This window comes from Microbacterium oleivorans, from assembly GCF_023715745.1.
Taxonomy (GTDB): Bacteria; Actinomycetota; Actinomycetes; order Actinomycetales; family Microbacteriaceae; genus Microbacterium; species Microbacterium oleivorans_D.
In genome coordinates, this window is the sequence record NZ_JAMBOV010000002.1 from 24015 (window position 1) to 42586 (window position 18572).

The 18572-nt window shown below is 70.5% G+C and carries 17 protein-coding genes; 13 read left to right on the plus strand and 4 right to left on the minus strand.

Annotated features, from left to right (window positions below; translation table 11 throughout):
• Nucleotides 1-6 precede the first annotated feature (6 nt).
• Nucleotides 7-429 (minus strand): metallopeptidase family protein, encoded by a 423-nt coding sequence (locus M3190_RS04875; protein WP_251579056.1) that lies wholly within the window; start codon nucleotides 427-429, stop codon nucleotides 7-9.
• Between the two features lie 29 nt (nucleotides 430-458).
• A complete protein-coding gene (locus M3190_RS04880; RefSeq protein ID WP_251579061.1) occupies nucleotides 459-1079 on the minus strand; it encodes a TetR/AcrR family transcriptional regulator in 621 nt (206 codons plus the stop codon).
• Between the two features lie 52 nt (nucleotides 1080-1131).
• Here M3190_RS04880 and M3190_RS04885 point away from each other — a divergent pair, with 52 nt between their 5' ends.
• The 12 genes from M3190_RS04885 to hpf all read left to right on the plus strand — a co-directional run bounded on the left by M3190_RS04885 (nucleotide 1132) and on the right by hpf (nucleotide 13349).
• Entirely contained in the window at nucleotides 1132-1755 is a 624-nt protein-coding gene (locus M3190_RS04885) for a biotin transporter BioY (protein ID WP_251579067.1), read from the plus strand.
• On the plus strand, nucleotides 1752-2441 hold the full coding sequence (locus tag M3190_RS04890; RefSeq protein WP_251579070.1) for an energy-coupling factor ABC transporter ATP-binding protein: 690 nt from the start codon (nucleotides 1752-1754) through the stop codon (nucleotides 2439-2441). Before M3190_RS04885 ends, M3190_RS04890 begins: the two co-directional genes overlap by 4 nt.
• On the plus strand, nucleotides 2435-3028 hold the full coding sequence (locus tag M3190_RS04895) for an energy-coupling factor transporter transmembrane component T (protein WP_251579072.1): 594 nt from the start codon (nucleotides 2435-2437) through the stop codon (nucleotides 3026-3028). Before M3190_RS04890 ends, M3190_RS04895 begins: the two co-directional genes overlap by 7 nt.
• A 51-nt stretch (nucleotides 3029-3079) precedes the next feature.
• Nucleotides 3080-3286, plus strand: a complete 207-nt coding sequence (locus tag M3190_RS04900; RefSeq protein ID WP_251579074.1) for a DUF3499 family protein — start codon at nucleotides 3080-3082, stop codon at nucleotides 3284-3286.
• Between the two features lie 22 nt (nucleotides 3287-3308).
• Nucleotides 3309-4766: an adenosylhomocysteinase gene (gene ahcY, locus M3190_RS04905; RefSeq protein WP_251579076.1), complete on the plus strand. Its 1458-nt coding sequence runs from the start codon at nucleotides 3309-3311 to the stop codon at nucleotides 4764-4766.
• 62 nt (nucleotides 4767-4828) lie between these two features.
• Nucleotides 4829-5263, plus strand: a complete 435-nt coding sequence (locus tag M3190_RS04910; RefSeq protein ID WP_251579078.1) for a Fur family transcriptional regulator — start codon at nucleotides 4829-4831, stop codon at nucleotides 5261-5263.
• Nucleotides 5264-5300: 37 nt separating this feature from the next.
• A complete protein-coding gene (gene katG, locus M3190_RS04915; protein WP_251579084.1) occupies nucleotides 5301-7640 on the plus strand; it encodes a catalase/peroxidase HPI in 2340 nt (779 codons plus the stop codon).
• Between the two features lie 133 nt (nucleotides 7641-7773).
• Nucleotides 7774-8454: an MtrAB system response regulator MtrA gene (mtrA, locus tag M3190_RS04920; protein WP_251579094.1), complete on the plus strand. Its 681-nt coding sequence runs from the start codon at nucleotides 7774-7776 to the stop codon at nucleotides 8452-8454.
• Nucleotides 8455-8473: 19 nt separating this feature from the next.
• The gene (gene mtrB, locus M3190_RS04925) at nucleotides 8474-10153 is read left to right on the plus strand and encodes an MtrAB system histidine kinase MtrB (RefSeq protein WP_251579102.1); all 1680 of its coding nucleotides are present in this window, start codon (nucleotides 8474-8476) and stop codon (nucleotides 10151-10153) included.
• Nucleotides 10150-11823 (plus strand): LpqB family beta-propeller domain-containing protein, encoded by a 1674-nt coding sequence (locus M3190_RS04930; RefSeq protein WP_251579104.1) that lies wholly within the window; start codon nucleotides 10150-10152, stop codon nucleotides 11821-11823. The genes mtrB and M3190_RS04930 overlap by 4 nt, the downstream gene beginning before the upstream one ends.
• A gap of 91 nt (nucleotides 11824-11914) precedes the next feature.
• On the plus strand, nucleotides 11915-12589 hold the full coding sequence (locus tag M3190_RS04935) for a ComF family protein (RefSeq protein WP_251579106.1): 675 nt from the start codon (nucleotides 11915-11917) through the stop codon (nucleotides 12587-12589).
• Nucleotides 12590-12689: 100 nt separating this feature from the next.
• Nucleotides 12690-13349: a ribosome hibernation-promoting factor, HPF/YfiA family gene (gene hpf / locus M3190_RS04940; protein ID WP_251579108.1), complete on the plus strand. Its 660-nt coding sequence runs from the start codon at nucleotides 12690-12692 to the stop codon at nucleotides 13347-13349.
• Between the two features lie 68 nt (nucleotides 13350-13417).
• On the opposite strand, the gene M3190_RS04945 is transcribed toward hpf, so the two are convergent.
• Together M3190_RS04945 and M3190_RS04950 are read right to left on the minus strand one after the other, a co-directional pair.
• Nucleotides 13418-14239: a serine hydrolase domain-containing protein gene (locus M3190_RS04945; RefSeq protein WP_251579110.1), complete on the minus strand. Its 822-nt coding sequence runs from the start codon at nucleotides 14237-14239 to the stop codon at nucleotides 13418-13420.
• Complete coding sequence (locus M3190_RS04950) at nucleotides 14239-15552, minus strand: hypothetical protein (protein ID WP_251579112.1); 1314 nt, start codon at nucleotides 15550-15552, stop codon at nucleotides 14239-14241. Before M3190_RS04950 ends, M3190_RS04945 begins: the two co-directional genes overlap by 1 nt.
• A 178-nt stretch (nucleotides 15553-15730) precedes the next feature.
• Between M3190_RS04950 and secA the strand changes: the two genes are divergently transcribed.
• A complete protein-coding gene (gene secA, locus M3190_RS04955; RefSeq protein ID WP_251579114.1) occupies nucleotides 15731-18505 on the plus strand; it encodes a preprotein translocase subunit SecA in 2775 nt (924 codons plus the stop codon).
• Nucleotides 18506-18572 lie beyond the last annotated feature (67 nt).

The window sequence follows — 18572 nt, forward strand, 5'->3', positions numbered from 1 at the left end:
GGAGGATCAGAACCGGAAACGGTCGGGGCCGAGGTCCCACGGGTCGCGGTCGAGATACTCGGCGGCGGCACGGAACACGCAGCTCTCGATCATCATGCGTCGGTGCAGATCGTCGTTGCGGTGCAGACGCGCGAGCCGCTCGATCGGCAGCCGGAACAGCACGATCCGTTTCTGGTCGCTGTGGACCTCCCACCGTGGGATCCCGTCGTCGTCGGCGGCCTCCGGCATCCACCCGATGTCGAAGCGGACCTCGCGGAGTTCGGGCCAGGCGCTCCGCAGGAACTCGACGGCGGTCGTGACGGTCAGGTCGAACTTCTCGGCGCGGGTCTCGATCGCGGGGAGAGGCGGACGGACGACGGGGCTGCGGTCGAGGCGGCCATGCCGTCCGTGGCGGTCGGGGCGGGCGGTCGTGCGGGCGCGGCGCCTCACGGATCCACCTTGCTCAGCATGACGCCATCCTAGGCGCCGCGCGCCCGCTGGGTCTCCGCGCGCCACGGCGCGATGCCGCGGGCGATGAGTGCGAGGACGGCCTCGACGCCGTCCTCCGCCGGGTGGGCGGCCGACTCGGGCGAGAGGGCGACCTCGGATGCGGCGGCCCCCCAGGCATCCGCGGTCCGGCGCTGCTGCTCGTGGAACGTGACTCCGACGACGTAATGAGTGACCGCGTCGGCGACGACGTCGGCGGCGGGGGAGTCGTCGACGTCGCGGAGGGCGTTGTGCAGGGGGGAGGGGACGAGTCCGAGGGCGAGCGAGCTGGAGACGACCTCGGCGCCGTCGCGGTGGGCGAGCAGGCGGTCCCGGAGGCGGCGACCGAGGGCCACCGCGGCGCCCTCGAGGTCGTCGGGGTCGCCGGCCCGGAGGGCGACCGTGACGAGGATGCGGCTGCTCACGGCGGCCAGGAGTTCCTGCTTGCTCGCGACGTGCCAGTACAGCGCGCTCGGCTGCACCCCCAGCTCCTCCGCGAGGCGCCGCATCGAGAGGTCGGGGAGCCCGACCCGATCGAGGAGGTCGACGGCGGCGTCGACGACGTCGTCCTTCGAGCGGCGGGCGACGCGAGGGTTTGGATCGCGGGGGGTCACGCGGCTACCCTACCTGAACGGTGTTCACGTGAACGCTGTTCAGGAGGAAGAGATGACCCCGCCGACCCCCGCGCGACCCCCGCGCCTCGACACCACCGACCTCGCCCGCGCGGCCGTCTTCGTCGGTGTGATCGCGCTCCTCGGCGCGCCAGGATCGTTCTCCGTCTTCGGCGGCGTGCCCATCACCGCCCAGACACTGGGGGTGATGCTCGCCGGTGCGATTCTCGGCCCGCTCGTGGGCGCCGTCTCCGTCGGGACGCTTCTCGTCCTCGTCGCCGTGGGGCTGCCCCTGCTCGCCGGCGGGCGCGGGGGAGCGGGCGTGTTCGTGGGTCCGACGGCGGGATACCTCCTGGGCTGGCTCGTCGGCGTCGTGGTGATCGGACTCATCGTGCATGTCGGCGGACGCCGGCCGGTGTGGTGGCGGACCTTCCTCGGCGTCCTGATCGGTGGGGTCGTCGTGGTCTACGCCTGCGGCATCCCGATCCAGAGCCTGGTCATGCGCATCGGAGCCGATCAGGCCCTCCTCGCGAACCTCGCGTTCGTCCCGGGCGATCTCGTGAAAGCCGTCATCGCGACCCTCGTCGTGGGCGCGCTCGTGCGGGGGTACCCCCGCGCCTTCCGGCGCACCTGGGCGCCGCGCGCCACCGCGTCGCGGGAGGAGACTCCGGTCCGGTGACCAGCACCCTCCGCCTCACCGAGGCCTCGGTGCGGCTGGCCGACACCGACGTGCTCCGGTGCATCGATCTGGATATCGAGGCGCGGACGATCGCCGTCGTCGGCGACAACGGCTCCGGCAAATCGACACTGGCCCGTCTCATCGGAGGTCTCGTCCGTCCGACGTCGGGCCGGGTCGAGGTGCTGGGATCGGACGCGGTCGGGGATGCTGCGGCCCTCCGACGCCGCGTCGCGGTCGTCTTCAGCAATCCGGACGCGCAGATCATCATGCCGACCGTCGCCGAGGACGTCGCCTTCTCGCTGCGAGCGGATCGGCTGCCGCGGGAGGAGCGCGACCGCCGTGTCGCCACCGCCCTCGACCGGTTCGGCCTGACGGATCTCGCGGACCGGCCCGCGTACGAGCTGTCGGGTGGGCAGAAGCAGCTGCTGGCCCTCTGCGGCGCTTTCGTGCGCTCGCCGGAGCTCGTCGTGGCGGACGAGCCGACGGCGTTCCTCGACGGACGCAACGCCCACACCGTCGCCGCGCATCTGCTCTCCGACGCCGGTCATCGGCTGGTGGTCGTGACGCACGACCTCGACCTCGCCGCTCGCTGCGAGGTCGCGGTGCGCGTCCACGACGGACGCGTGGCAGCGGTGGGTGGAGCGGCCGAGGTGGTCGCCGCGCACGCGGCGAGCTGGCGATGTTGACCGCCTACCGGCCCGGCAGGGGACCGTGGCACCGCATGCCGGCCGCGCCCAAGACGGTCCTCCTGCTCGTCCTGGTCCTGGCCGTCTCCCTGCTCCCCACCGCCTGGCCCGCGGCTGCCATCGCCGCGGGCGCCTGCCTCGCGTGTTATGCATCGCCGGGGGTCGGTGTCCGTGAACTCGCGCGGCAGGTGTGGGCGCTCCGCTGGCTGGTCGTCGTGGCCTTCGGCATCCCCTGCATCTTCCTCGGTGCGGAGGCGGCGCTCGTCGGCACGGTCCGCATCGTGGCCGCCGTGGCCCTCGCGGGTCTGCTCGCCCTGACGACTCCGGTCGCCGCTCTCCTCGACGTCGTCGAGCGTGCGCTGCAGCCGCTTCGCCACCTGGGGGTGGATGCCGATCGTGCGGCGCTTCTGCTCGTGGTCGCGCTCGGGACGGTCCCCACGCTGGCGCGCCTGGCGCAGGAGGTCCGCAGCGCACAGCGGGCGCGGGGAGCCCGCGGCATCCGGGGGTTCGTCGTCCCCTTCCTCGTCCTGGCCCTCCGCCACGCGGACGACCTGGGCGACGCGCTGACGGCGCGCGGCGTGCGCTGACCCCGGCGCGGCATCCGGCTCGCAGAGCAGCGGACCGATACCGTGGGCGCGATGCTCGACAGACTCTGCTCCAAGGTGGGCTGCGCCCGCGAGGCCGTGACGACCCTCACGTACGACTACGGCGACCAGATGGCCGTGCTCGGTCCGCTCGGGGCCGGGAACGACCCGCACGCGCACGACCTGTGCGCCATCCACACGAGCCGCATGTCGGTCCCCAAGGGCTGGGTCGTCGTCCGTCACGAGACCCTCCGGGTCTGAGTCCTCGTGGGAGAATGGGCGCGTGCCCACTCCCGTGAAGACCATCGAACACGTCGTCGCCGACCTCGCGCTCGCCGAGGCAGGCCGCCATCAGATCCGCCTCGCCGAGAACGAGATGCCGGGTCTCATGGCTCTCCGCGAGGAGTACGGTCCGTCGCAGCCGCTCGCCGGAGCGCGCATCGCCGGCTCCCTGCACATGACGGTCCAGACCGCGGTTCTGATCGAGACGCTCGTTGCCCTCGGTGCGCAGGTCCGGTGGGCCAGCTGCAACATCTTCTCCACGCAGGACGAGGCCGCGGCGGCCGTCGTCGTCGGGCCGACCGGCACCGTCGACGACCCCGCGGGTGTCCCTGTCTTCGCCTTCAAGGGCGAGTCCCTCGAGCAGTACTGGGAGCTCGCCGACCGGATCTTCGACTGGTCCGAGGAGGGGTTCGACGGCCCGAACCTCATCCTCGACGACGGTGGTGACGCGACGCTCCTCGTCCATAAGGGCGCGGAGTTCGAGGCTGCCGGCGCCGTCCCGGAGGCCGGACCCACCGATTCCGCCGAATACCGCATCGTCCTCGAGACGCTGCGCCGTTCGCTCGCGCGCGACCCGCAGCGCTTCACCCGCATGGCCGCCGGCCTCCTGGGTGTGACGGAGGAGACGACCACCGGCGTCCACCGGCTCTACGAGCTGCACGCCGCGGGGAAGCTCCTGTTCCCCGGGATCAACGTCAACGACTCCGTCACGAAGTCCAAGTTCGACAACAAGTACGGCATCCGGCACTCCCTCCCCGACGGCATCAACCGGGCGACCGACGTGCTCATCGGCGGCAAGGTCGCCTTCATCGTCGGTTACGGTGACGTCGGCAAGGGGGCCGCGGAGGCGCTGCGCGGTCAGGGTGCGCGCGTCATCGTGAGCGAGGTCGACCCGATCTGCGCGCTCCAGGCCGCGATGGACGGCTATCAGGTCGCTCGGCTCGAAGACGTCGCCGACCAGGTGGACATCGTGATCACGGGCACCGGCAACACGCGCGTCGTGACCGTCGACCACCTGCTCTCCCTGAAGCACCTGGCGATCGTCGGCAACGTGGGCCACTTCGACGACGAGATCGACATGGCCGGGCTCGAGTCGCTGCCCGGCGTCGAGAAGATCGAGATCAAGCCGCAGGTGCACGAGTACCGGCTGCCGACGGGGCGCAGCATCCTGGTCCTGTCCGAGGGGCGACTGCTGAACCTCGGCAACGCGACCGGGCATCCGTCCTTCGTCATGAGCGCCTCCTTCACCAACCAGGTCCTCGCGCAGATCGAGCTCTACACGAAGCTCGAGGAATACCCGACGGGCGTGTACGTCCTGCCGAAGGCTCTCGATGAGAAGGTCGCGCGACTGCACCTTCCGGCACTCGGGGTCCAGCTCACCCAGCTCACCGAGGAGCAGGCGGCGTACATCGGGGTACCGGTCGAGGGGCCCTACAAGCTCGATCACTACCGGTACTGACGCGGACGCACCCGCATCCGCGCTACTTTTGACTGAGTCAAAAGAACGCGTAGACTGAGGGTGTGACCGAATTCGCCGCCGACCCCGCCGCCGCGCTGCGGGATGCCGGCCTGCGGGTGACGGAGTCCCGACTGGCGGTGTTCGCCGCGCTCGCTTCGCACCCGCACGCCAGCGCCGAGGCGGTCTACGCCGAGGTGGCGGGCGGGTTGCCCAAGGCCAGTCGACAGTCCGTCTACAACGCGTTGAACGACTTCGCCGATGCAGCCCTGGTCCGTCGCATCGAACCCGCAGGGCAGCCCATGCTCTTCGAGTTGCGCGTCGACGACAACCACCACCACCTCGTCTGCACGTCCTGCGGTCGTGTCGAGGACGTCGACTGCGCCGTCGGCGCGGCGCCCTGTCTGCATCCGTCGGACCACCACGGCTTCCGGATCGCGGTCGCCGAGGTCACCTACTGGGGTCTCTGCGGCGATTGCGCCGCGGAGACCGCCGCCTGATCATCCCCTCTCCCACACCCCGAACGGAAGGACCACCATGACCGATCGTGACCCCCAGGCCGAGCCCCTCGGCGCCGAGGCCACCGACGTCGACCAGGCCGTCACCCCCATCGACACCCCCGTCGACGAGCGCGCCGACGGCGAGGACCGACCGCGCTCCAACGAGACCGACGGATGCCCGGTCTTCCACGGTGCACCGGGGGCCGACCGTGCGAACCACGGTGCCCAGCCCCACCCGACCGTCGGCTCCGCGAACCAGGTCTGGTGGCCGAACCAGCTGAACCTCCGCATCCTCAAGAAGAACCCCGCCGTCGGCAACCCCGTCGGCGAGGATTTCGACTACAGAGCCGCGTTCGAGAGCCTGGATCTCGCCGCTGTGAAGTCGGACATCGCCGAGGTGCTCACCACGTCGCAGGACTGGTGGCCCGCCGACTTCGGCAACTACGGCCCCCTCATGATCCGCATGGCCTGGCACTCCGCCGGCACCTACCGGGCGACCGACGGTCGCGGCGGCGGCGGCACCGGCCAGCAGCGCTTCGCGCCGCTGAACAGCTGGCCCGACAACGTCAACCTGGACAAGGCGCGTCGCCTGCTGTGGCCGGTCAAGAAGAAGTACGGGCAGTCCCTCTCCTGGGGCGACCTGATGATCCTCGCCGGCAATGTCGCGCTCGAGACGATGGGCTTCGAGACCTTCGGCTTCGGCGGCGGGCGACCCGACGTGTGGGAGCCGGACGACGACGTCTACTGGGGTCCGGAGACCACGTGGCTCGCCGACGAGCGCTACAGCGGCGACCGCAATCTCGAGAAGCCGCTCGCGGCCGTCCAGATGGGGCTCATCTACGTGAACCCCGAGGGTCCGAACGGCGAGCCCGACCCGATGAAGTCGGCCCGCGACATCCGCGAGACCTTCGGTCGCATGGGCATGGACGACGAAGAGACGGTCGCCCTCATCGCCGGCGGCCACACCTTCGGGAAGACCCACGGCGCCGCACCCGACACGAACGTCGAGGCGAACCCCGAGGCGGCCGGCATCGAGGAGCAGGGTCTCGGCTGGAAGAATAACCACGGCACCGGAAAGGGCGACGACACCATCACGTCGGGCCTCGAGGTCACCTGGACCTACCACCCGACCCGCTGGGACAACGAGTTCTTCCATATCCTCTACGCCTACGACTGGGAGCTCATGCGCAGCCCCGGCGGCGGCCACCAGTGGCGTCCCACGAACGGCGCGGGCGCCGACATGGTGCCTCTCGCTCACTCCGACGGCCGCCGTGAGCCCCGCATGCTCACGAGCGACCTCGCCCTCCGCACCGACCCGGCCTACGATGCCGTGTCGCGTCGGTTCAAGGACGACCCGGTCGCCTTCGGCGATGCCTTCGCCCGCGCCTGGTTCAAGCTGACCCACCGCGACATGGGCCCCGTGGCGCGCTACCTCGGGCCCGAGGTGCCGCAGGAAGAGCTCATCTGGCAGGACCCGGTCCCGGCGGTCGACCACCCGCTCATCGACGAGGCGGCCGCCACCGCCCTGAAGGAGCGCATCCTCGCGACGGGCCTCACCGTGTCTCAGCTCGTGTCGACGACCTGGGCGGCGGCATCCACCTTCCGCGGCAGCGACAAGCGCGGCGGCGTCAACGGCGCCCGCATCCGTCTCGCTCCGCAGAAGGACTGGGAGGTCAACAACCCCGCACAGCTGCAGACCGTCCTGACCGCGCTCGAGGGCGTCAAGGCCGCGTTCGACGCCGAGCAGCAGGACGGCACGAAGGTCTCCCTGGCCGACCTCATCGTGCTGGCGGGCAACGCCGGTGTCGAGAAGGCGGCGAAGGATGCCGGGGTCGAGATCACCGTGCCCTTCCACCCGGGCCGCACCGACGCTTCGCAGGAGCAGACCGATGAGCTGTCGTTCGGCTACCTCGAGCCGGCGGCCGACGGCTTCCGCAACTACTACGGACCGAACGCCTTCCTGCCCGCCGAGCACCACCTCATCGACAAGGCGAACCTGCTGACGCTCAGTGCCCCGGAGACCACCGTCCTCGTCGGCGGCCTCCGGGCGCTCGGCGCCAACTGGGACGGCTCGCCGTACGGAGTGTTCACCGACCGGGCCGGCGTCCTCACGAACGACGTGTTCGTGAAGCTGCTGGACCTCGGGGCCACCTGGAAGCCGCTCGACCCCGGATCGCACGCGTTCCGCGGCGCGGCGGCCGACGGTTCCGAGATCGGTATCGGGACGCGCGTCGACCTCGTCTTCAGTGCGAACTCCGAGCTGCGCGCCCTCGCCGAGGTGTACGCCTCCGATGACGCGTCGGAGAAGTTCGTGCGCGACTTCGTCGCCGCATGGACGAAGGTGACCGAGCTCGACCGGTTCGACCTCCACGCCTGACACTGCAGGATCGATGCACGGCCCGTCCCTCCGGGGGCGGGCCGTGCGCCGTTCTGCCGGGCAGGTCACGGTTCGGTTACTGTGGACTCACCCGTGGGCGGAGCACCGGCATCCGCTGACCCTGAAGGACCCTATGACATCGCGCATCCTGGTTGTCGACGACGACACCGCCCTGGCAGAGATGATCGGCATCGTCCTGCGCACCGAGGGCTTCGACGTCGCCTTCTGCGCCGACGGCGACGCCGCAGTCGACGCCTGGCGGGACGAACGCCCCGACCTCATCCTGCTCGACCTCATGCTTCCGGGGATGGACGGGATCGAGGTGTGCACGCGTGTGCGTGCCGAGTCCGGCGTGCCGATCATCATGCTGACCGCCCGCACCGACACCGCCGACGTCGTCCGCGGTCTCGAATCCGGAGCGGACGACTACATCGTCAAGCCCTTCAACCCGAAGGAGCTCGTCGCGCGCATCAAGACGCGTCTGCGGCCCACGACCGAGGCCCGTTCCGAGAGCCTGCGCATCGGCGACCTGACCGTCGACGTCGCCGCGCACGAGGTGCGCCGCGGGGACGCCGCCATCGCCCTCACGCCGCTCGAGTTCGAGCTGCTCGTCGCCCTCGCCTCCAAGCCGCAGCAGGTCTTCACCCGGGAGATGCTGCTCGAGCAGGTCTGGGGCTACCACTACAAGGCCGACACCCGGCTGGTGAACGTCCACGTGCAGCGCCTGCGCGCCAAGGTCGAGCGCGACCCCGACAACCCGCAGATCGTGACGACCGTGCGTGGTGTGGGATACCGCGCCGGCGCCGCGGTGTGACCGTCCGGAGCCTCGTCTCGTGTCGGTGACCGCCCGGACCGGCACGCACACCGTCGTCCCGGCGTGGCGCGACTGGGGGTCGTGGCAGCGCCGCGTGCGATTCGCATGGCGGAGCTCGCTGCGCTTCCGCACCCTGTCGGTGACGTTGACCCTCACCGCGCTCACGATCCTCGTCGCGCTCGTCTGGATGTCCCTGGCGATCCTCACCGATCTCTACGAGTCGCGCGCCGAGCAGGTGCAGGATGCTGCTCAGCGCGCCACGCAGGCCGCGCAGAGCACCTTCGACGCGGCGGTCGTCGACAGCGACGAGGTCGCCCTGCAGGTGCTCATGGACGAGGTGCGACGCGAGATCCTGTCGCGCCAGGCGGGCACGTCGATGCTGGCGGTCTTCCGCATCGACGACGAGCCCTCGGCGATCGCTCCGCAGAACTTCGAGGCGGGCGGCCTCGAGGAGGCGATGATCTCGCCCGAACTGCGCGAGAGCGTGCGGCTCACCGGCGACCGGCAGTGGTGGCAGTCGATCGGGCTGCCCGAAGGTGACGGGGGAGAGACCCCCGGCATCATCGTCGGCCAGCAGTTGGTCCTGCCCGAGGCGGGCGCCTACGAGGTGTACTTCGCCTACGACCTCGGCTCCGAGGCGCAGACGCTGCAGTTCGTCCAGGTGACCCTGTGGGTCGTCGGTCTGGCGCTGCTCGTTCTCATCGGCGGGATCTCGCTGTTCGTCCTCCGTTCGGTGACCGTCCCGATCGCTCAGGCCGCCGAGACCAGCGCCAAGCTCGCCGCCGGGGATCTCGGGGTCCGACTGCCGGTGCGCGGTGAGGACGAGTTCGCCACGCTGGGCCGTTCGTTCAACGCGATGGCGGACAGCATCGAGGGGCAGATCAAGGAGCTCGCCGAGCTCTCCCTCGTGCAGCAGCGTTTCGTGTCGGACGTCTCGCATGAGCTGCGAACCCCTCTGACGACCATCCGCCTCGCGTCCGACATGATCAACGACCAGCGCGAGGAGTTCGACCCGTCCACCGCACGCGCCGCGGAGCTCCTGCACGCGCAGGTCCAGCGGTTCGAGGTGCTGCTCGCCGACCTGTTGGAGATCAGCAGGTACGACGCCGGCTCGGTGCAGCTCGAGCTGGAGCCGACCAGCCTCGCGCACCTCGCGGAGGACGTCATCGAGTCGATGGCGCAGCTCGCGGAACAGCACGGCAGTGACGTGCGCCTGGTCGCGCCGGGTGGATATTCGCCGGTCGACATGGATCCGCGCCGTATCCGTCGGATCGTCCGCAACCTCCTCGGGAACGCCATCGAGCACGGCGAGGGCAGGCCGATCGTGGTGACCGTCGACAGCGATCAGCGCGCTGTGGCGCTGGGGGTGCGGGACTTCGGCCTGGGAATGAGCGAGGCCGACGCCGAACGGGTCTTCGACCGGTTCTGGCGCGCCGACCCGTCGCGTCGACGCACGATCGGCGGGACGGGACTCGGACTGTCGATCGCGCTCGGCGACGCGCGTCTGCACGGGGGCACCCTCGAGGTGTGGTCTGAGCTGGGCGGCGGCAGTCACTTCGTCCTCACCCTGCCGCGTCAGGCCGGTGAGCATCACTCCGGTGCGTCGCCGATCGAGCTCGATCCCCGCGACGACGCCGCCCTCGGCGACCTCGGCCTCACCCAGCCCATCTCCCTGCCGCCTCGGGAGGAGACGACATGACCGTCCGTCGCGCAGTCGGCGCCGCCGTCGCGGTGCTCCTCGCCCTCGCCCTCTCGGCCTGCGCCGGGCTGCCCCTCGGCGGACCGGTCCACGTCGGCAAGGCGATCGACGAGGTGGAGGGTCCGCCCGACTTCTCCTACGTCCCCGACGGGCCCGTGATGGATGCCACGCCGCAGCAGATCGTCGAAGGCTTCATCGCGGCGGGCTCGGGTCCCCGCGGCAACTGGGAGGTCGCACAGGAGTTCCTCACGGCGCAGTTCCGTCAGCAGTGGCAGCCGCAGGCTAACGTCACCGTCTACCGTCCGGGTGAGAGCTCGATCGAGTCGCCGTCCGAGAACGAGATCGTCTTCACGGTCGACCCCGTCGCCCGGGTCGACGCGACCGGTGCGTACGAGCCCGCCGATCAGGGACGCATCCCCTTCACCTTCTCGCTCGCGCAGGAGGACGGCCAGTGGCGCATCTCGCAGGCGCCCGACGGCATCGTGCTCGACGCCAACCGCTTCACCTCGGTCTTCCAGAGCTACGACCTCGCCTACTTCGACCGCACCTGGGACACCGTCATCCCCGACGTCCGGTGGTTCCCGTCGACCAACCCCGCCACCCGCATCACCGCCGCGCTCGTCTCGGGGACGCCCAGTCCCTGGCTGACGGAGTCGGTGCGATCCGCGTTCACGGGTGAGGTGGGTCTCGCGCAGCCGGCGGTGCCCGTCGAGGCGGGTGTCGCGCGCATCTCCTTCGACCCGGCGATCCGCGACCTCGGCCGCGAGACGCTCGCGCGCATGAAGACGCAGCTGGACGCCAGCCTCGCCGACGCCGGGATCCTCGACGTGCAGATGCTCGTCGGGGACGAGCCGCTGGATGTGACCGCAGCCCCGACCCGGTCGACCGCCGTCGATGCCCGGCCGCTCGTCCTGCAGGACGGCCGGCTCGGCTTCCTGTCGGGGAGCGACCTCGACGTGGTCGACGGGCTGGGCGGGTCGCTTCAGAGTGTCGATGCGCGGGCCATCGAGACGGATGCCGCGCGCACGACGGCGGCCGTCCGAACGGCCTCCGGAGCCATCTTCCGGGTCTCGGCCCAGGGCGAGCCCACCGAGCTCGACACCCGCGAGGGCATGACCAAGCCGTCCATCGACGCGGAGGGCTACATCTGGACCGTGCCCCGTGACCAGCCCGAGGAGGTCGTCGCCTACGGGCCCGACGGCAGCGCGCAGACGATCCCCTCCGGGTGGGTGGGAGCGAGCGAAGTGACGGCGATGCGGGTCTCGCGCGACGGCGCGCGGATCGCCGCACTCGTGCGCAGCGGCGGGCGCTCGGCGGTCTGGGTGGCGGGGATCGTCCGCGACGAGAACGGTGCGCCGGTGTCGCTGGGCGAACCGCTGCTGGTGACGAGCCTCGCCGGCCGCGGGATCGACCTCGCCTGGATCGACGGGGCGACCCTCGCCCTGGTCTTCGTGGACGGCGATCAGCGGGTGGTGCGCGAGCAGACCATCGGCGGACAGGGCAGCGAGGTGCGTGCGCCGGACGAGGTCGTCGCGATCGCCGCCGGGAATCAGAGCGGCAGCGTGCGACTCCTCACCTCGGACGGCAGTCTGTACGTGCAGCGCGGCTCGTGGCAGGTCATCGCCTCCGAGGTGACCGCGCTCGCCGTGCAGCAGGGGCTCCCGGGCTGAGGCCTCCTCCACACTCCTCGGGGGTCGGACGTTCTCCCGGCCTGGGCCGGCGTGCGGAGCGTGGGTGAGGTGCGGCCCGGACACTGAGCGGATGCCGCATCCCTCCGCCCTGTCCGCGTCGGTCCATCGTGCGGTGCTCGACGCGCTCGCCGTCGTGTTCCCGGTGTCCTGCGCCGGGTGCGACGTGCCGGATCGCGACCTGTGCGAGTCCTGCCGCCAGACCCTGATCCCCGCGCCGACGATGCGACGGCTGCCGAGCGGTCTCGAGGTGCGGAGTGGCCTGCTCTTCGAGGGGGAGGCCGCGCGTGTCCTCCGAGCCTTCAAGGAGGACGGGCGCACGTCCCTCGCCCGTCCGCTGGCCGTGGCCCTGGAGGCGGCTTGGCCGGTCGGGATCGACGCCGTCCCGGTCCCGGTGCCAGCGAGCGGTCCGTCGCTGCGGCGCCGAGGTTACGCGCCCGTGGAGCTCGTGTCCCGACGCGCGGGCTGGCGCCCGCATCGGCTGCTGCGCGTCACCCGCCATACCGCCGACCAGCGGATGCTCGCCAAGGACGAACGGGCCGCGAACCTGGCCGGGGCGATGGCGGTGAGACCCGGGGCGCACCGTCGTTCGGGAGGTCTCCCCGTCGTCCTCGTCGACGACGTCGTGACGACCGGGGCCACCCTCGAAGAGGCGGCGCGCGCCCTCCGTGCGGCCGGGATCACGGTGCACGGCGCCGTCACCGTCGCGGCCACACCCCGCCGGCGTCGCTCAGAGGATTCATCGTGATCGGGCCGTGACACAACCGGGGAGCGGCACTACGGTGGGGGGACACAAGGCGAACCGAGGTCCGCCCTTGACCGGGCGGACCGGAACAAGGAGGTCAGGGATGGAGATCAACATCGTCGGTGTGGGCGTGAGCGTCAGCGATCGTTTCCGCACAGTGGTCGAGGAGAAGTCCGCCCGCATCGAGCACCTTGCCCCACGAGCTCAACGGCTCGACATCAAGGTCACGCATCGCACGTACCACAACGGCGGGCGCGAGGACGAGACCGTCGAGGTCACCCTGACCGGGAAGGGGCCGGTCGTCCGCGCCGAGGCGGTGGACGCCGACAAGTTCGCGGCCCTCGACCTCGCGATGACCAAACTCGCCGAACAGATCCGTCGCGCGAAGGAGAAGCGCGTCGACTCGCGCAACCACCCGCGGGGAGCCAAGCTCGAGAAGGGCACCGGCACCCTGCAGGGCATCGATGTGCAGCCCGCGTCCGTCGACGTCATCCGGGCCGTCGCGACGGGGGAGGTGCCCATCGTCACCGGTGCCGAGGACGAAGAGGACTACACGCCCGTCGTCATCCGCACCAAGCGGTTCGATCCCGAGTGGATGACTGTCGAGGACGCCGTCGATCGCATGGAGCTGGTCGGTCACGACTTCTTCCTCTTCATCGACGCCCGCACCGACCAGCCGAGTGTCGTCTACCGCCGCAAGGGCTGGGACTACGGCGTCATCTCGCTGACGACCACCGCGGCACCCGCGGAGCTCGCCTCCTGACCCGAACAGAGGTCACACGGAGGGCGGATGCCGCACGGCATCCGCCCTCCGTCGCGCCGGGACTGCACTCAGAGCGCGGCGAGCACGGCGTCGCTGAAGGGCGGCCACGCCTGCGCGGCCCACTCGCCGAAGGGCCGATCGGTGAGGGCGATGAGCGCGGCGCCTGCCCGCGGATCGACCCAGAGGAACGTCCCGGACTGGCCGAAGTGGCCGAAGGTCTCGGGCGAGTTGGCGCTGCCGGTCCAGTGCGGGCTCTTCACGCCGCGCACCTCGAGTCCCAGGCCCCAGTCGTTCTCCCGCTGCAGGCCGAATCCGGGAAGGACGCCGCGCAGGCCGGGGAACGCCACGCGCGTCGCCGTCGCCAGCGTCTCGGAGTCGAGCAGGCGGGGCCGCTGCAGCTCCACGGCGAAGCGGGCGAGATCGCGGCAGGACGACGATCCGCCGGCCGCCGCGGACCCGCCGATGGTCGTGGCCGTCATCCCGAGCGGGGCGAACACCGCCTCGCGCGCGTACGCGTCGAAGGTGATCCCCGTCTCGGACTCCAAGAGGTCGGCCAGCACCTCGAAGCCGGTGTTCGAGTAGAGACGGCGCTCTCCGGGAGCTGCGCGGATCGTGGTCGTCGAGAAGTCGTATCCGGCGGTGTGCGCCAACAGGTGAGCGACGGTCGCTCCGGGTGGCCCGGCGGGCTGGTCGAAGGAGAGCGCACCCTCCTCGACGGCGACGAGGGTCGCGTAGGCGCTGAGCAGCTTGGTGACGGAGGCGAGGCGGTAGACGAGATCCTGATCGCCGGCGGATGCCGCTGACGTGCCGTCCGCCGTCACGACCACGGCCGATGCGTGCGGCACGTCCCACGTCTGCGACAGGGCGAGGGCGTCCTCGAGGGCGCCCATCAGTCGAACATGCCGTCGAGCAGTCCGCCGATGACGAGACCGCCGAGCAGGCCGCCGGCGAGGCTGCCGCCGCCCATGCCGCGGCCGCCGTACCCGCCGTTGCCCCAGTCGTCCGGCCGCGAGGAGTCGATGTCCCGCTGTGCGAGCTGGAGGGCTTCACCGGCCAGGTGCGCCGCGCGGCGGGCGAGCCCCATCGCCTCCTCGCGGTCGTCCTCATCGATCGGCCCCGAGAAGCGGAGCAGGTCGCCTCGGATACGCTCGGCCTCGGCGAGTCGGGTGCGGGCGTCGGCGCCGATCCAGCCCCGATGGCCGGAGATGACGCTGCGGGCGACGCCGATCTGCCGGTCCGCGTCGTCGATCGCGTGGCGGACATGCTCCTCGGTGGGCACCGGACGCGCCGCGCGCTCCTGGGCCTTGGCCACGGCGGTGTCGAGAGCGGCGTTGGCGGCGCGCAGGCGGGTGAGTTCGGCGAAGGGGTCGGGCTTGCTCCCGGGAGGCGTGAGCGAGGCCAGGGCAGCCTCGAGGTCAGCCGCCGCCGCGGCGACGGCCGGAGTGCCGCGCAACGGCTGGGCGACGATCAGGTCGTCGCGGGAATCGTCCACGATCGCGGCGAGCGTGGACTCCGCCCGGAGCGCCTCGATCTCGAACGTGTCGACGGCCTCGACGAGCGTGCCGGCGCGGCGTGCGGCCTCGATCGCGGTCTCGAGCGCCAGGTTCGCCTGCTCCCGCTGACCGCTGTCGCGGCGTCGCTCCGAGACCTCCGCGCTGTGCTCGGCGAAGTCGAGCAGCTGAGCGGCCTCGGCCGCGTTGCCGAGGACCGTCCGCATCGCGGCATCCGAATACCGTGTCGAGAGCCGTTCGAGGCTCGCGTTCAGTGCGGGCAGACGTTCCCGCAGACGTGCGACGTCCGAGCGGATGCCCGCGATGATCTCGGGAGCCCGCCGCGCACGGGCGATCGCCTCGGCGAGGGATTCGGTGCGGTCGTCGAGGAGGTCCTCGGCCCAGTCGCACAACTGGACGATCCGCGCGTTGCGTGTGCGCAGCTCCTCCGGGGTGTCGGGGATCTCGTCGTGGTTCAGCTGGTGCAGCTGGAATGCCTCGCCGAGGTGCTGGCGCACGGCCGCGAGCGCGTCCCGCAGATCCTTCGTCGCCTCCCGACCCAGCTCGATCTCGGCGTAGGCGAGTTCGTCGTCGGTGACGCGGATGCGCTCATCGGCCGCGACGAGAGCGGCTCCCGCCTTGCGGCTGAGCTCGGCGTCCTGTGCCTCGATCTCCGCCTCTTCGCGCTTGCGTCTTCCCCAGAAACCGGCCATGGGCCGATCTTACGGGCCGAGGGGTGCCGCCGGTCCTCGCGTCGCGGGGGAGGGCGGATGCCCCCAGCAACCTCGTAGGTCACAGGCGGATAACATGGCGGTGTATGTCTGCGCGTCCCGCGCACCGGCATCCCGACATCGCACGTCGGGGTGGCGAATCGACAGATGGAGATCCTCCGTGGCGAACCCCCTCGAGAAACTGCTTCGTGCCGGTGAAGGCCGCATCCTGCGCAGGCTGCAGCAGGTCGTGAAGGCCGTGTCGGCCCTCGAAGAGGACTATGCGCACCTCACCGACGAGGAGCTGCGCGGCGAGACCGCCGAACTGCGCGCCCGATACGAGGCCGGAGAGAGCCTCGACAAGCTCATGCCCGAAGCCTTCGCGGCCGTGCGCGAGGCCGCGAGCCGCACCCTCGGCCAGCGTCCGTACGACGTGCAGGTCATGGGTGGTGCCGCCCTCCACCTCGGCAACATCGCCGAGATGAAGACGGGTGAGGGCAAGACGCTCACCGCCGCGCTGCCCGCCTACCTGAACGCGATCGCGGGCAAGGGCGTCCACGTCATCACGGTCAACGACTTCCTCGCCTCGTACCAGTCGGAGCTGATGGGCCGTGTCTACCGCGCCCTCGGCATGACGACCGGCACGGTCGTCTCGGGGCAGAACCCCGAGGTGCGCCGCCAGCAGTACGAAGCCGACATCACCTACGGCACGAACAACGAGTTCGGCTTCGACTACCTGCGCGACAACATGGCGTGGCGCCGAGAGGACCTCGTCCAGCGCGGCCACTTCTTCTGCATCGTCGACGAGGTGGACTCGATCCTCATCGACGAGGCGCGCACCCCGCTCATCATCTCCGGACCCTCGTCGGGCGAGGCGAACCGGTGGTTCACCGAGTTCGCGAAGATCGCGCGCACGCTCGAGGCGGGCGTCGACTTCGAGGTGGACGAGAAGAAGCGCACCATCGGTGTCCTCGAGCCGGGTATCGAGAAGGTCGAGGACTACCTCGGCATCGACAACCTCTACGAGTCCGCGAACACCCCGCTCATCTCCTTCCTCAACAACTCCATCAAGGCTCTGGCCCTCTTCAAGCGCGACACCGACTACGTCGTGATGAACGGCGAGGTGATGATCGTCGACGAGCACACCGGTCGCATCCTCGTGGGGCGCCGGTACAACGAAGGCATCCACCAGGCGATCGAGGCGAAGGAGGGGGTCGCCGTCAAGGCCGAGAACCAGACCCTCGCCACCGTGACCTTGCAGAACTACTTCCGCCTCTACGAGAAGCTTGCCGGCATGACCGGTACCGCCGAGACCGAGGCGGCGGAATTCATGTCGACGTACAAACTCGGCGTCGTCCCGATCCCGACAAACAAGCCGATGATCCGCAAGGACCAGTCCGACCTCGTCTACAAGAACGAGCAGGCGAAGTTCGCCCAGGTCGTGGAGGACATCGCCGAACGTCACGCCTCCGGCCAACCGGTCCTCGTCGGCACCGTCAGCGTGGAGAAGAGCGAGTACCTCTCGCGTCTGCTGGCGAAGAAGGGCATCAAGCACGAGGTCCTCAACGCGAAGAACCATGCGCGAGAGGCGGAGATCGTCGCCCGCGCCGGTCGCCACGGCGCAGTGACGGTCGCCACCAACATGGCCGGTCGCGGCACCGACATCATGCTCGGCGGCAACGCCGAGTTCCTGGCCGTCTCGGAGATGAAGGCGAAGGGACTCGATCCCGTGGAGACGCCCGACGAGTACGAGGCCGCGTGGGAGGAGGTCTACGCCGGCGTCAAGGAGAAGGTGCAGGAGGAGGCCGATCGCGTCGTCGAGGCCGGCGGTCTGTACGTCCTGGGCACCGAGCGACACGAGTCGCGGCGCATCGACAACCAGCTGCGCGGTCGATCCGGACGTCAGGGAGACCCGGGCGAGAGCCGCTTTTACCTGTCCCTCACGGACGATCTCATGCGTCTGTTCCAGTCGGGCGCGGCCGAAGCGATCCTGGCGCGCACGAACTTCCCCGACGACGTCGCGATCGAGTCGTCGATGGTGTCCCGTGCCATCAAGAGCGCGCAGGCGCAGGTCGAGGCCCGCAACGCCGAGATCCGCAAGAACGTCCTGAAATACGACGATGTCCTCAACCGTCAGCGCGAGGCGATCTACGCCGACCGTCGTCACATGCTCGAGGGGGATGATCTCTCGGAGCGCATCGAGCACTTCCTCGAGGACACCATCGGCGCGATCATCGACCAGCACACCGGCTCCGGGCACAACGAGAGCTGGGACTTCGACGCGATGTGGGCGGAGCTCGGCACCCTGTATCCCGTCGGCGTGACGATCGACGAGGTCGTCGCCGAGAGCGGGAGCAAGGGTCGCGTGACCCCCGAGGTCCTGAAGCGGGAGCTGCTCTCGGACGCGAAGATCGCGTACCGCAACCGCGAGGAGAAGCTGGGTGCGCCGGCGATGCGCGAGCTCGAGCGCCGGGTCGTCCTGCAGGTGCTGGATCGCCGGTGGCGCGACCACCTCTACGAGATGGATTACCTCAAGGACGGCATCGGTCTGCGCGCCATGGCTCAGCGCGATCCGCTGATCGAGTACCAGCGCGAGGGCTACCAGATGTTCCAGTCGATGATGGACCAGATCAAGGAGGAGTCCGTCGGCTTCCTCTTCAACCTCGAGGTCGAGGTCCGTCAGACCGAGGGCGGCGACATCGAGGCGAAGGGACTCGCTGTCCCCGAGATCGACGCGCAGAAGCTGCAGTACACCGCTCCGAACGACGCCGGTGAGGTCGAGGTCCGCAATGAGCGCGGACAGGTCCAGCAGGCGGCGACGAGCAAGGCACGTCAGCGCGAGGCCGAGCAGGAAGCCCCCGCGGACGCCCCGCGCGGCGCGTTCGGCCAGCAGGTCCAGGCTCCGGCGGAGGCCGGCAACCGCGCTCAGCGGCGGGCATCCGGCAAGAAGAAGTGATCGCGGGCCGACGGGGCGGTGCGGGCCACAGACCCGCCATTGGCCCCGTCGGGTCCCCGATATCCTG